Origin of the sequence: Sinorhizobium sp. BJ1 (assembly GCF_002531555.1) — a bacterium.
Taxonomy (GTDB): domain Bacteria; phylum Pseudomonadota; class Alphaproteobacteria; order Rhizobiales; family Rhizobiaceae; genus Sinorhizobium; species Sinorhizobium fredii_B.
The window spans coordinates 264,668-276,980 of sequence record NZ_NWTH01000006.1; the positions used below are offsets into that span (position 1 = coordinate 264,668).

Consider the following 12,313-nt stretch of genomic DNA (forward strand, 5'->3'; position numbering starts at 1 on the left):
TCATGATCCTCTTCTGACGATTGAAATCTTGATCCTCGAAGCGACCCAGCGAAGGATCATCACGCCGACGAGCAGGATGCCCCATACGGCGGTCGCGAGATGCTGGTTGGCTCCAATGAGATTGAGCCCGGACGAAAGGAGCTGCAGCACCACCAGTGCCACGAAGACGGGGATCACCCGGCCGAAACCGCCGAACGGATTGACGCCACCGAGGAAGCAGGCAAGCACGGTAATCAGCAGATAGGATTCGCCGTGGCCGATGCGCACCGAATTGAACCGCGCCAGCATGATGATGCCGGCAATGGCGCACATCACGCCGGAGAGTGTGTAGACGAGCACGATCGCCTTGCGGGTATTGATGCCGGAATAGCGGGTCGCCTCGAGATTGGAGCCGATCATATAGGTGTTGAAGCCGAGTTTGGTGCGGCCGAGCAGCACGTGCCAGCCGAGCACGCAGACGATGAAGACGATCAGCGGCACGGGAATGCCGGTGATCGAGCCGTGGCCGATCGGCCCAACGAAGGCGGGGAAACCGGAGATATCGCCGCCGCGCGTCAGGAATTCGCCGAGGCCGCGCAGGAAGATCATCATCGACAGCGACACGAGGATCGGGTGGGCGCGAGTAAAGGCGATCACCAGGCCCATCACGACGCCACTTGCGGCCCCGACCATGAGCGCCAGCAGGCAGCCGACGATGAAGATACCGACACCGGCATCGACGCCGCCGTTTTCCCTGAGGACCCAGGCGAGCGTCAGCCCAGAGATATTCGCCGTGAAGGTGATTGCCAGATTGAGGCCGCCGGTGAGGATCGGCAGCAGCATGGCGAGTGTCAGCAAGCCCAGCTCCGGAAGCTGGAAGGCGACCGAGCCGAAGGTCGCCGCACTCAGGAATTGCGGCGAGGCAATGCCGAAGACGAGGAGGACGGCAACGAAGGCGAGGCCGGGACCGGCCATTTCGGGCCCCAGAGCGGTTTTGACGCGTTCGAGGATCGTGGTCATCGTCCCGTCCCCCGACCGACGAGCGGCAGCAAGCGCTCTATCCGGGTGTTCGAAAGGGTGATGGCGACCAGGATGATGGCGCCGACGATCATCTTGAAGGCGAAGGGCGAGACGCCCATCAAGTTGAGGCCGTTCTGGGTGATCGAGATCAAGAGCACGCCAAGCACGCAGCCGAGCACCGAGCCCTTGCCGCCGCCGAGGCGGGCGCCGCCCAGGACTACCGCGGCAAGCACGTCGAGCTCGCGGCCGTAAAGCGCGTTCGGCACCACCTCCTGGGCATAATGCGCCTGAATGAGGCCGCCGATGCCGGCCATCAGGCCGAGCCAGCCGAAAGCAATGAACTGCATGGCGCCTATATTGATGCCGAAGCGACGCGCCCCTTCCGGATTGTCGCCGAAGGCGTAAAGCTGGCGGCCGACCGTGGTGCGCGTGATCAGCATCCAGGTCGCGACGACGCAGATGGCCATGACGAGAACGGGCAGCGTGATCTCGATCCAGGTCCCGTCCGGCATTTCATGCTCGAAGAGGATGACGCGGTCGGTCAGCCAGTCGGGCAGATCATAGATCGACACGCCCCGGGTGAAGAACATCAGCAGCCCGAAATAGATGTTGAAGGTGGAGATCGTCGCAACGATCGAGATGATCCGGAAGCGGTGGATCAGGAAAGCATTGAGGCAGCCGAGCAGCACGCCGAGCGAACCGGCGATCAGGAGTCCGGATACCCAGCCGCCTTCGCCGATCCAGCCGAGCACGATCACCGTACAATACTGGACGACGGAAGCGGCGACGGCAAAGGAGATGTCGATGCCGCCGGCGATGAGCACCACCAGAAGACCGACCGCGAAGATAATGTTGACGGCGCTGATGTTCAGGAGGTCGAAGGCGTTGCCGAGCGAGAAGAAGTTCGCCGTGGCGAAGGAAAGCACGGTGCTGATGACGACGATCACCGCCAGCAACGAGAACTCGGTCGCGTGAGTGCGGATCAGGCTACGCATAGACGGCCGCCTCGATGTCTTCCAGCCGCGTCTGGCGCGGATCATAGGTGCCGACGATGCGGCCCTGCGCCATGTGCAGCACCCGGTCGGCGTTGAAATAGACCTCCGGCACCTCGTCCGAGATGAGGAGGATCGCAAGGCCGCTCTCGGCGAGCTTGGCAACAATGTCGAAGATGCCGGCGCGAGCACCGACATCGACGCCGACCGTCGGACAGTCGAGAATCAGGAGCTTCGGGTCAGTAGCGAGCCATTTGGCGATCGCCACCCGCTGCTGGTTGCCGCCGGACAGCGTCGATATGGCATCGGCCTGGCGGCCGATCCTGACGCCGAGATCGGCGATCCAGCGCGACACGAGGCTGCGTTTGCGATCTTCCGAAAGCAGCCCTCCGGAAAGGATCTTGCGCAATGAGGCGATCACCAGATTGTCGGCAATCGGCTGCGGCTGGATGAGCCCGAGCGACAGCCGGTCCTCCGACAGATAGGCGACTCCAGCCTTGATCGCCTCACGGTTCGAGCCGAAGCGCACTTCCTTGCCCTCGATGCTGATCGAGCCCGAGGCGGGCTTCAGCATGCCGAACAGGGCGAGCGCCAGCTCGGTCCGCCCTGCCCCCAGCAGGCCCGTGATGCCGACCGTCTCACCGCGGCGGACGGTCAGCGAAATGTCTTCGAATTGGCCCGGTCGGGTCAGCCCACGAACCTCGAGCACGACAGGCTGATCGTCCTTCGGGCGTGCGCGGACGTGCTGGTCGAATGTCTTGCCGGTCATCAGTTCGGTGATCCGCGACTGTGTCATGCCGGCGGCGGGATAGACGCCAACCAGCGCGCCGTCGCGCAGCACCGTGATGCGACTTGAAATCTCCAGAACCTCGGCCAGTCGATGGCTGACGAAAACGACGGCGACGCCGGAGGCGGAAAGGTTGCGGACGATATCGAGGAGGTGGTCGGTCTCGGACTGCGTGAGCGATGCGGTCGGTTCGTCCATGAAGACGAGCTTTGCCTCGCCAATGAGTGCGCGGGCGATCGCCACGATCTGGCGCTGGGCAATCGCATATTCCTTGAGCGGCAGGTCGACGTCGAGACTGACGCCAAGGCGGCCGAGCGCGTCGATGGCAATCCGCCGCATGCGACCGTAGTCGACGAGACGCGGGCGGCGTCCGAGGACCTCGTGGAAGGCGATATTCTCGGCGACGCTCATTTCCGGGAAAAGCGCCAGATCCTGCCAGATCACCTGGATGCCGCGGTCCTGAGCGGTGACCGGCGACATATGCGCGTAAGTCTCGCCGTCATATTCGATGACTGCGCCATCCGCAGGGCGATAGACGCCTGTGATCACCTTGATCAGCGTGCTCTTGCCGCAGCCGTTCTCGCCGGCGAGACAATGCACTTCGCCGGGGCGCACCTCGAAGCTCACATTCTTCAGCGCCTTGACGCCACCGAAGGTCATGTTGATGTTGCGGAGGGACAGAAGCGGCTTCTCGCCGACCGTCGCGCTCGTTGCCTGATGCATGGACCCTGCGCCTGTCGAACTTCGTTTCAAGAGACGTGCCAGGCCGGCCGGAGCCGGCCCAGCAGCCGGGAGAACCCTACTGCATGTCTCCTTGAATCGACCTCGATTTAAGGACAAAGACATGCAGCAATTCAAAGTGCTACAGCGATCTTTGCGCATCTGATAAGACGCGCGGCGCTGTAGGCGGGATGCACGGCGCGGCATCCCGCCCGAAGCCGTTGCGGTCTAGAGACCCATCGCAGCGAGATCGGCGACCGTGTCCTTGTTGATCGGCACGAGCTGGTCGACGATGATGTTGCGGTTCTGGAAATCCGGATGGACCACGCCGAGTCCCTCGATCTCGTCGCCGTCCTTGATCTCCTCGCCCTTGAGGAGCTTATCGGCCATCGTTACAAAGACTTCGCCGGCCTGCTTCGGATTCCACATGAAGCCGCCGGAGATCGCGTCGGACTTCACCAGCTTCTGGCCCTGTCCGGGCGAGAAGGGACCGAGAACAAAGATCTCACCCACCTTACGGCGTTCTTCGATGGCGCGACCGGCGCCGATCGGGCCCTGGCTGCCGAAGGCGAGGAAGCCCTTCAGGTTCGGGTGAGCGGAGATCAGGTCGAGGGCCGTCGAACGGCTCTTGTCGACGTCCTCGGCGACGCCGTAGCGTTCGCCGACCAGCGTCATCTCAGGATAGTTCTTCTTGATATAGGCAATCGCCGCATCTGCCCAGGCGTTGTGCAGCGGTACGGTCAGCGAGCCGACGAACACCGCATATTCGCCCTTACCGCCCATTTTCTCTGCGAGCAGCTTGCCATGCGCCTCACCGAAACCCTGAGATGAAGCAAGCTCGAAATCCCAGTCGGCGCCCTTCTGGCTTGGGGACTCATGCGTGATGACGATGATGCCCTTTTCCTTGGCCTTGGTGAGGACCGGCTCGAGCACCTTGGCGTCATTCGGCACCACGCCGATGACTTTCACACCCTGGGCGATCAGATCCTCGATGGCACGGACCTGCAGCGCCGGGTCGGCGCTGGTGGGGCCCACCATAAAGGCGTCGAGGCCGAGCTTCTGGCCGCGCTCCTTGATACCCGCTTCCATGGCGTTGAACCACGGAATGCCGCCGATCTTGACCACCACGCCGACCTTCGGCGCATCCTGCGCCGCGACAGAAAAGGCACCGGCGAGCGAAAGCGAAGCCGCCAGAGCGGCAGCAAGAAATGTCTTGATCATGTCTCTCCTCCACAGGTTCCCGCAGCGGGAACTCTCCCGGGCGCTGACGCGCCGGCCTCCAGTTCAATCCTCCATTGACGAGAAGCAAATTTCCCGCCGCTGACCGCCGCCTCCTCAGACGACCCAAAGCACTGCACAATTGATATTTCTCATTTGCACAATCGATGGTGCAAAGACTATCCTGCAGACTTAATCCTTCGTCAAGCGGAAATCGGCTCTAAGAGATTCGAGGAGGCTCAGATGGCGAACAGCGGCAAGAAAAAGGCGACGATCTACGATCTGTCGGTGCTCTCGGGCAGTTCGCCCTCGACGGTGAGCGCAGTGCTGAACGGCACCTGGCGCAAGCGGCGCATCAAGGAAAGCACCGCCGAACTCATCCGCAGCCTCGCCGAGACACACCAATATACGGCGAACCGCCAGGCACGCGGCTTGCGCAGTTCGCGCTCCGGACTCGTCGGGCTGCTGTTACCCGTGCACGACAACCGCTACTTCTCCTCTCTCGCCCAGACCTTCGAGGCGCATGTGCGCAGCAAGGGCCAGTGCCCGATCGTGGTCAGCGCCAGCCGCGATCCCGATGAGGAGCGCAGGACGGCCGAAACGCTGATCTCCTATTCCATCGACGAATTGTTCATCTGCGGCGCGACGGATCCGGACGGGGTCCACGAGGTCTGCGAGGCGGCCGGGCTGAAGCACATCAATATCGACCTCCCCGGCACGAAGGTCCCGTCCGTCATCAGCGACAATTTCGAAGGCGGCCGGCTCCTGACCCAAGCGATCATCCGCCACTTTTCCGCCGACCGCCCGCTCGAGCCGAACGACCTTTATCTGTTTGGCGGCCGCAACGACCATGCGAGCCACGAGCGCATCCGCGGCTTCCGTGCCGTCAAACAGGAACTGCTCGGGGATGATCCAGACGAATGCATCCAGCCGACCGGCTACGCCGCGAACAACGCGCGAAAGGCTTTCGAGGCCTTCTACGCGGGGCATGGCAAGTTGCCCCGCGGCCTCTTCGTCAACTCGTCGATCAACTTCGAAGGCTTGCTGCGCTTCATGGCCGAGCATCCGCACGACAATTTCAAGGACCTCGTCGTCGGCTGTTACGACTACGATCCCTTCGCCTCGTTCCTGCCCTTCCCCGTCATCATGATCCGGCAAAATGTCGAGGGGATGATCGCCAAGGCCTTCGAGGTCATCGACCAACCTCGGGCGGCGCCGCGAATACATCTCGTCGAGCCGGAGCTCGTGCCGCCGAGGACGGCACTTACGGGTCCACTCGACGCCCTGAAGGACATCGACCTGTCGCTGGGTAAGACTTAGCATCCTCTGTACATCTTCGTCATTTCCATATATTTTTCTGCAATGGACGCTACAGACAGAAAAATCGTTGGAATCCTTGCCGAAGACGCCCGCACCTCTTTGACTGACATAGGCGCGGCGGTGGACCTCTCTCCCTCGGCGGTCAACGAACGCATCCGCCGTCTGGTGACAAATGGCGTCATCCGCCGCTTCACGCTCGATGTCGACCACCGGATCCTCGGCTTCGACGTGCTTGCCTTCGTCTGGATCGCCCTGGCGACCGACGCCGACGAGAGCGAGTTCCGCAGCTTCATCGCCTCGCATCCGGCGGTTGCGGAGTGCCACCACGTGACTGGCGCATGGTCCTATTGTGCCAAGGTGCGCATGCCGGCGCTCGGCGACATCGAACCGTTTCTGGCGGAACTGAAAGCGCGCCGCTATCTCGCCCGGAGCGAGACCGTCATCGCGCTCTCCACCGCCGCGGAACGACCCGTCACCTTGCCTGCGGCGGACGAAGCGAAACGAGAGAGATGATGACCGCATTGCTCTTTGCAAAGGGACTGCTTCTCGGGCTTGCCATCGCCGCGCCGCTTGGACCGATCGGCACGCTTTGCATCAGCCGCACGCTCGAACGCGGTTTCTGGGCCGGCGTCGCAGGCGGTCTCGGGACGGCGCTTGCCGATGCAACCTACGCGCTAATTGCGGCTGCGGGCTTCGCGGTTTTCGCGACCTTTCTCTCGACGCTTTCGGTTCCTCTCGGGCTCGTCGGCGGTGCCTTCATGCTGTGGCTCGGCTGGCGCGGATTGAAGCCCCGGCCGGTTGCGGCGGCGGCCGTAATCGGCGTCCGTGATCTGTTGCACATGACGACTGCGACGTTCCTACTGACGATGGCGAACCCGACCACCATCCTGACCTTCGCCGCGATCTTTGCGGGCTTCGGCTTCGCCGCCGTTGGCGATGGAATGAGCGCGGCGATCGTTGTCGCCGGTGTCTTCCTCGGATCGCTCGGCTGGTGGTTTCTTCTTAGCGGTGGTGTCGCCCTCGCCAAGACTAGGCTGCCTGACGGTTTTGCCGCCTGGACCTCGCGCATCTCGGGGCTCGTCCTCATCGCTTTCGGTCTAGCCGCTCTTGCTTCGGCTGCGCTCAACTTGGCCGAGTTCTGACCGCGTCTGACGTTTACCGACGGGCGCCACGCACCCGTGCCGCAAAAGCGCCATTTCAACCGTAGAATTTAGCGCGCAGTGATTGCATCCGCTCGCGTATTCGAGCAGACTTATATATAACTGGGATGAAAGATCGCGAGGAGAATCGCAGATGAAGAAGAATCCAAATCCTATCGATACCTTCGTCGGTTCGCGGGTCCGAATGCGCAGGTTGATGGTTGGAATGAGCCAGGAAAAACTCGCCGACGGTCTCGGCATCACATTCCAGCAAGTGCAGAAATACGAGAAGGGCACGAACCGCATCGGCGCGAGCCGCTTGCAGGCGATCGCCGATATTCTCGGCGTTCATCCGAGCTTTTTCTTTCAGCAGGACGAAAGGCCCCAGTCGCGCGAGACTGCGGCCGACGTGCATGAGTCGCACGAAATTTCTTCCTTCGTCGCTTCGAAAGAGGGTATCGCCCTCAACCGCGCCTTCCTGAAGATCGCCGATCCGGTGTTGCGGAAGAAGATCATCGCTCTCGTCGCCGCCATGGCGCAGTCGGGCGAGACGGAACAGACGGCCGTATCGTCGGCGGCCCACCATACGGAACCCTTGCACGGCTGATCAACCTCCGGTCGTCGGCTTCAAGAGCAAGAGGACAATCGGTCGCCTTCGCACAAGGCACGCGGCGCGGTCTTTAACGTTTCCTTTTGCGGAGGCCGCATGAAAATCGTGTTCGTCGGCCCGACTATCGCCGATGCGGCGAAGATGGTCGGCGACGCACTGGCGAGCCGGCCGCCCGCCACCCAGGGCGATATCGTTCGCGCCGTATATGACGGGGCGACAGCGATCGGCCTGATCGACGGCAATTTCGAATATGTCGCCCCGGTCTGGCACAAGGAAATACTCTTCGCCCTCTCCGAGGGCGTTTCGGTCCTCGGTGCCGCCAGCATGGGCGCCCTGCGGGCGGCTGAATGCGCCCCTTTCGGCATGGTCGGGATCGGTGAGGTTTTTCGTCAATACATTGTCGGCGAAACGACGGACGATTCGGATGTAGCGCTGCTGCATGCGCCGGAGGAACTCGGCTATGCAGCGCTCACCGTGCCGCTCGTCAATCTACGCGCCACACTTCGTCACCTCACCGAACAGGACATCCTGTCCGCCTCGGATGCGGCCATCATAGAGGATGCGGCGGCAGACCTGTTCTACAAGGAACGGACCTGGTCCGCGATCATTGCCCGTTCGAGGCTTTCGCCGGGAATTGATGCGGCGATGCTGCGCGCCGCCTATATCGACCAGAAGCGCATCGATGCTCTTGAACTTCTCGAAGCGCTACGACGCATGCCGGCGGAAAGGCATGCTCCACCGCAGGAGTGGAAATTCAACGCGACCAGTCTCTGGACGACGATGCTGAGCCAGCTGCCGCTCTCCGATGCAAAGGCGGATGTCTGAGCGCCTGGGCACTGTGGCCCACCGCCACTACTCCGCGATTGCGGGTGCCAATCCCGATTGTCTTCTGCCGCCGCCCGTGAAATGTGATGAGGGGCCGCAGGCGGAGAGAAGGCGAGTCGAGTGATGGCAGCAGGCAATGGGGCAGACGATCGCGTCACGGAACGCGTCGAAGACATTCTCGTTCAGACACCCCTTAAGGCAGCCGGGTTCATCGTGACGATCTATGGAGACGTCGTGGAGCCCCGCGGCGGCGTCGTGTGGATCGGCAATCTGATCGAGACCTGCGCCGCCGTCGGGATCAGCGAAACGCTGGTGCGGACGGCCGTGTCGCGACTCGTTGCCGCCGGCCAGCTTTTAGGCGAGAGGGAGGGACGTCGCAGCTACTACCGGCTTTCAAGAGCAGCCGGCAGCGAGTTCGCCTCCGCGGCGCGCATCATTTTCGGCGGCGTTCCAGAGGAAAGCTGGCAGCTCGTGCATTTGACCGGCGCTGAAGCCGAGGAAAGGATGCAGGCCCTCGAGCGCGCCGGCTATGCGCGGCTGGACCCGCGCCTGGCAATCGGGCCGGCAAGGCAGGCTCCAGCATCGGCCGACGCCCTGATCCTTCGTGCCGACTCGCCCGATCCGAAAGCACTGGCGGCCTTCGTCGAGGCGTACTGGAATCTCGCCCCGCACGCCGCCGCCTATCGCATGTTCCTCGATCAGTTTGCCCCGGTTGCCCGTCTGGCACAGACGCGCGCCCTTGCACCGGCCACGGCGCTGACGATGCGGCTGCTTCTGATCCACCGCTTCCGCACCGTCCTGCTGCACGATCCCCGCTTACCCGCCGCCGCTTTGCCTCAGGATTGGCCCGGCTTCGAGGCGCGCCGCCTCTTCGCCGCGCTCTACCGGCACTTGTCTCCTTCCGCCGACGGCCACATCGGGAGCAGCTTCATCAGTGGGTCCGGCCCGCTCAGTGCCGTGACGGAGGACACGGAGAAGCGTCTTGCGGATCTCGAAACACAGGCTGCTTAGGCCTGTGTGCCTAAAGCTTCATCACACGGGAACAGCGGTCGAGTATTTCACACTCTTCAGGGCGAAATGCGACGACGAATTCGCGACCGCGTCATGCGTCAGGATGCCGTGCATCAGCAATCGTTCGTAATCCGCAACGTCCGCGACGACGACCCGCAACAGATAATCCCACTCGCCCGACATCGAATAGCATTCCAGCACTTCTTCGTGGCTCTCGACAAAGCGTTCGAAGCTGCGGCGCGCGAGCGGATCGTGCGATTTCATCCGCACGTGGCAGAAGACGTTCAGCCCGCGCCCGACCATGTCGGGATTGACGAGCCGCACGGCCTTTCCGAGCACGCCGGCCGTATCGAGAGCCTTGATACGCCGCCAGCAGGAGGCCGGTGAAGCACCCACCGCCTCGGCCAATGCCGCATGGCTGATATCGGCCTGTTCCTGAAGAACCCTCAGGATCTTTCGGTCGATCGCGTCGAAATTGAACGTACTCATCAAAATCCTGCCAAGAATGAAACAAGCTCATCAACTGATACCGAAAAATCCGTAAGATTGAAACCGATTTGCGCCTGATACGAGCTATTCTTCCAATGAGGAATTTGGGAGGATATCGAAAGATGGGACAGGCGGCACTCAAGCCAGACCGGCGGAACGCGCCGGACGAGAATATCGACTGGAAGCGGGTCGTGCATCTCATGCTCCTCTCCCGGGAACTCGACGAGATGGAGGAAAAACGCCTCGTTCCGGAGAAGAAGGTGCTCTATCAATTCTCGGCGCGCGGCCATGACATGGCACAGATCCTTCTGGGGCTGAACCTCACCGGAAGGCATGATGCCGCCTGCGGCTACTATCGGTCGCGCCCGCTGCTATTGTCGCTGGGTGTCGATCCGGCCGATGCGCTCGGCTCCGCCATGGCGCGGGCCGGGGGATATTCCGATGGCCGCGATATCGGAGTCGTCTTCAATTACCCCAATCCGAACGGCGCCTCGGCGCTGCCGATGTGCGGCGGCGTCGGGTCCCAATACACGCCGACTGCCGGATGGGCACAGGCGATCACCTATTTCAGCAAGCAGCTCAAGAACAGCGACTATGACCGCGACATCGCCGTCGTCCTCGGCGGCGACGGTTCGGTTGCCTCCAACGGCTTCTGGTCGGCGCTGACGGTTGCCACGACGCAAGGGCTGCCGATGCTCTTCTATATCGAGGACAACGGCTTCGGCATTTCAGTACCCTCCACCTTGCAGACGCCCGAGGGCAACATCGCCGCCAACCTTGCCTCTTGGAAGAACATCACCATCCTCGATGGTGACGGCTCCGATCCGCAAGAGGCCGCGCGCCTGACCAGAGGCGCCGTCGACCTGGTGCGCGACGAACGCCGGCCCGTCCTGCTCCGGTTGAAAGTGCCGCGCCTCGAGGGACACAGCTTCCAGGATACCCAGACCTATAAAAGCGAAGAGCTCGTCAGAAGCGAGTGGGCGCGCGATCCGTTGCCGCGGCTCAAGGACTACCTGGTTCCTGCCATCTTGAGCGAAGAGGAATGGGAAGCGGCCGCAGGTGCTGCCAAGGCGGCTGCCGAACAGGCACGCGTCGAGGCCGAGTCCCGGCCGATTGCAGATCCCGAAACAGTCACCCGCAATGTTTTCTTCGAGGGCGAGATGCAGGTGATGGGCGGCCAACACCGTGCCGGATACCGGGCGCCGGAAACGACCGAGCGGATGGCAGGCGACGGCCAGCGGATCAACATGGTGACGGCGATCCGGCGAACGCTCGACCACGAAATGTCGATCAACGACAGGGTGGTCCTGTTCGGCGAGGATATCGGCCCGAAAGGCGGCGTCCATGCCGTCACCCTGGGGCTCCAGGAAAAATACGGCACAGATCGCGTCTTCGACACCTCGCTGTCGGAGGAGGGCATCGTCGGCCGCGCCGTCGGAATGGCGCTTGCCGGCCTCGTGCCCGTGCCTGAAATCCAGTTCCGCAAATATGCGGAACCGGCGAGCGAACAGATCAATGATTGCGGGACGGTCCGGTGGCGGACCAACAACCGCTTCGCCGCGCCGATCGTCCTGCGTATGCCCGGCGGCTTCTTTAAATGCGGAGACCCGTGGCACAGCCAGACGAACGAAGTCGCCTTCGTCCATCAGCCCGGCTGGAAGGTCGCCGTCCCGTCCAACGCCGAGGATGCCGTCGGGCTGTTGCGTACCTCGTTGCGCGGCAACGACCCGGTGATCTTCTTCGAGCATCGCGCCATGCTGGACCATGCCTGGGCACGGCGCCCCTATCCCGGCGACAACTTTGCACTGGCCTTCGGCAAGGCGAAGTTCACGCGCCAGGGCAGCGACATTACCCTCGTCACCTGGGGCGCCATGGTGCACCGTTGCGAAGAGGCGGCAGAGGGAATTTCCGCCGACGTGATCGATCTCAGGACATTGATGCCCTGGGACCGCAATGCCGTGCTCTCCTCGGTCCGCCGCACCCGTCGCTGCCTCATCGTCCACGAGGATCTCGGCACCGCGGGCTTCGGGGCGGAAATCGCCGCTGCGGTCGCGGACGAAGCCTTCATCGATCTCGATGCCCCTGTTTCGCGGCTGGCCATGCCCGATATACCGAGTCCGCATAACCCTGTCCTGCTCGACTGGGCGGTCCCCTCGACCGAGCGGATTCGCCGGAAGATCACCGAGCTTCTGGAGTATTGAGC

At 62.6% G+C, this 12,313-nt stretch carries 12 protein-coding genes; 7 read left to right on the forward strand and 5 right to left on the reverse strand.

All coding sequences use genetic code 11. The features are described 5' to 3' along the window. The 4 genes from CO676_RS11800 to CO676_RS11815 form a co-directional block, all read right to left on the reverse strand. The gene (locus tag CO676_RS11800; RefSeq protein ID WP_097521203.1) at positions 1-999 is read right to left on the reverse strand and encodes an ABC transporter permease; all 999 of its coding nucleotides are present in this window, start codon (positions 997-999) and stop codon (positions 1-3) included. Next, the gene (locus CO676_RS11805; protein ID WP_097521205.1) at positions 996-1,994 is read right to left on the reverse strand and encodes an ABC transporter permease; all 999 of its coding nucleotides are present in this window, start codon (positions 1,992-1,994) and stop codon (positions 996-998) included. Before CO676_RS11805 ends, CO676_RS11800 begins: the two co-directional genes overlap by 4 nt. Beyond that, the gene (locus CO676_RS11810; RefSeq protein ID WP_041414262.1) at positions 1,987-3,501 is read right to left on the reverse strand and encodes a sugar ABC transporter ATP-binding protein; all 1,515 of its coding nucleotides are present in this window, start codon (positions 3,499-3,501) and stop codon (positions 1,987-1,989) included. The genes CO676_RS11805 and CO676_RS11810 overlap by 8 nt, the downstream gene beginning before the upstream one ends. Positions 3,502-3,726: 225 nt before the next feature. After that, positions 3,727-4,719: an autoinducer 2 ABC transporter substrate-binding protein gene (locus CO676_RS11815; RefSeq protein ID WP_097521207.1), complete on the reverse strand. Its 993-nt coding sequence runs from the start codon at positions 4,717-4,719 to the stop codon at positions 3,727-3,729. A gap of 240 nt (positions 4,720-4,959) precedes the next feature. On the opposite strand from CO676_RS11815, the gene CO676_RS11820 reads away from it, so the two are divergent. From CO676_RS11820 to paaX, 6 genes are all read left to right on the forward strand, one after another. After that, complete coding sequence (locus tag CO676_RS11820; RefSeq protein WP_097521209.1) at positions 4,960-6,036, forward strand: LacI family DNA-binding transcriptional regulator; 1,077 nt, start codon at positions 4,960-4,962, stop codon at positions 6,034-6,036. Positions 6,037-6,078: 42 nt separating this feature from the next. Continuing rightward, the gene (locus CO676_RS11825) at positions 6,079-6,549 is read left to right on the forward strand and encodes an Lrp/AsnC family transcriptional regulator (RefSeq protein WP_179875463.1); all 471 of its coding nucleotides are present in this window, start codon (positions 6,079-6,081) and stop codon (positions 6,547-6,549) included. Then, the gene (locus tag CO676_RS11830) at positions 6,549-7,178 is read left to right on the forward strand and encodes a LysE family transporter (RefSeq protein WP_179875464.1); all 630 of its coding nucleotides are present in this window, start codon (positions 6,549-6,551) and stop codon (positions 7,176-7,178) included. Before CO676_RS11825 ends, CO676_RS11830 begins: the two co-directional genes overlap by 1 nt. Positions 7,179-7,329: 151 nt before the next feature. After that, a complete protein-coding gene (locus CO676_RS11835; RefSeq protein WP_097521214.1) occupies positions 7,330-7,782 on the forward strand; it encodes a helix-turn-helix transcriptional regulator in 453 nt (150 codons plus the stop codon). Positions 7,783-7,881: 99 nt separating this feature from the next. Next, positions 7,882-8,610, forward strand: a complete 729-nt coding sequence (locus CO676_RS11840) for a TfuA-like protein (protein ID WP_097521215.1) — start codon at positions 7,882-7,884, stop codon at positions 8,608-8,610. Positions 8,611-8,733: 123 nt separating this feature from the next. Further along, positions 8,734-9,621 carry a phenylacetic acid degradation operon negative regulatory protein PaaX gene (gene paaX, locus CO676_RS11845; RefSeq protein ID WP_097521216.1) on the forward strand — a complete coding sequence of 296 codons (888 nt, stop codon included), beginning with the start codon at positions 8,734-8,736 and terminating at the stop codon, positions 9,619-9,621. Between the two features lie 21 nt (positions 9,622-9,642). Here paaX and CO676_RS11850 read toward each other — a convergent pair whose 3' ends face one another. Beyond that, positions 9,643-10,110, reverse strand: coding sequence for an Lrp/AsnC family transcriptional regulator (locus tag CO676_RS11850; protein ID WP_179875465.1), 468 nt, complete (start codon positions 10,108-10,110; stop codon positions 9,643-9,645). Between the two features lie 122 nt (positions 10,111-10,232). Here CO676_RS11850 and CO676_RS11855 point away from each other — a divergent pair, with 122 nt between their 5' ends. Next, on the forward strand, positions 10,233-12,311 hold the full coding sequence (locus CO676_RS11855; protein ID WP_097521218.1) for a transketolase C-terminal domain-containing protein: 2,079 nt from the start codon (positions 10,233-10,235) through the stop codon (positions 12,309-12,311). Positions 12,312-12,313: the final 2 nt, after the last annotated feature.

Coding starts and splice junctions, on each gene's coding strand:
- CO676_RS11800 (WP_097521203.1), bottom strand. CDS start 999: ATGACCACGATCCTCGAACGCGTCAAAACCGCTCTGGGGCCCGAAATG.
- CO676_RS11805 (WP_097521205.1), bottom strand. CDS start 1,994: ATGCGTAGCCTGATCCGCACTCACGCGACCGAGTTCTCGTTGCTGGCG.
- CO676_RS11810 (WP_041414262.1), bottom strand. CDS start 3,501: ATGCATCAGGCAACGAGCGCGACGGTCGGCGAGAAGCCGCTTCTGTCC.
- CO676_RS11815 (WP_097521207.1), bottom strand. CDS start 4,719: ATGATCAAGACATTTCTTGCTGCCGCTCTGGCGGCTTCGCTTTCGCTC.
- CO676_RS11820 (WP_097521209.1), top strand. CDS start 4,960: ATGGCGAACAGCGGCAAGAAAAAGGCGACGATCTACGATCTGTCGGTG.
- CO676_RS11825 (WP_179875463.1), top strand. CDS start 6,079: ATGGACGCTACAGACAGAAAAATCGTTGGAATCCTTGCCGAAGACGCC.
- CO676_RS11830 (WP_179875464.1), top strand. CDS start 6,549: ATGACCGCATTGCTCTTTGCAAAGGGACTGCTTCTCGGGCTTGCCATC.
- CO676_RS11835 (WP_097521214.1), top strand. CDS start 7,330: ATGAAGAAGAATCCAAATCCTATCGATACCTTCGTCGGTTCGCGGGTC.
- CO676_RS11840 (WP_097521215.1), top strand. CDS start 7,882: ATGAAAATCGTGTTCGTCGGCCCGACTATCGCCGATGCGGCGAAGATG.
- paaX (WP_097521216.1), top strand. CDS start 8,734: ATGGCAGCAGGCAATGGGGCAGACGATCGCGTCACGGAACGCGTCGAA.
- CO676_RS11850 (WP_179875465.1), bottom strand. CDS start 10,110: ATGAGTACGTTCAATTTCGACGCGATCGACCGAAAGATCCTGAGGGTT.
- CO676_RS11855 (WP_097521218.1), top strand. CDS start 10,233: ATGGGACAGGCGGCACTCAAGCCAGACCGGCGGAACGCGCCGGACGAG.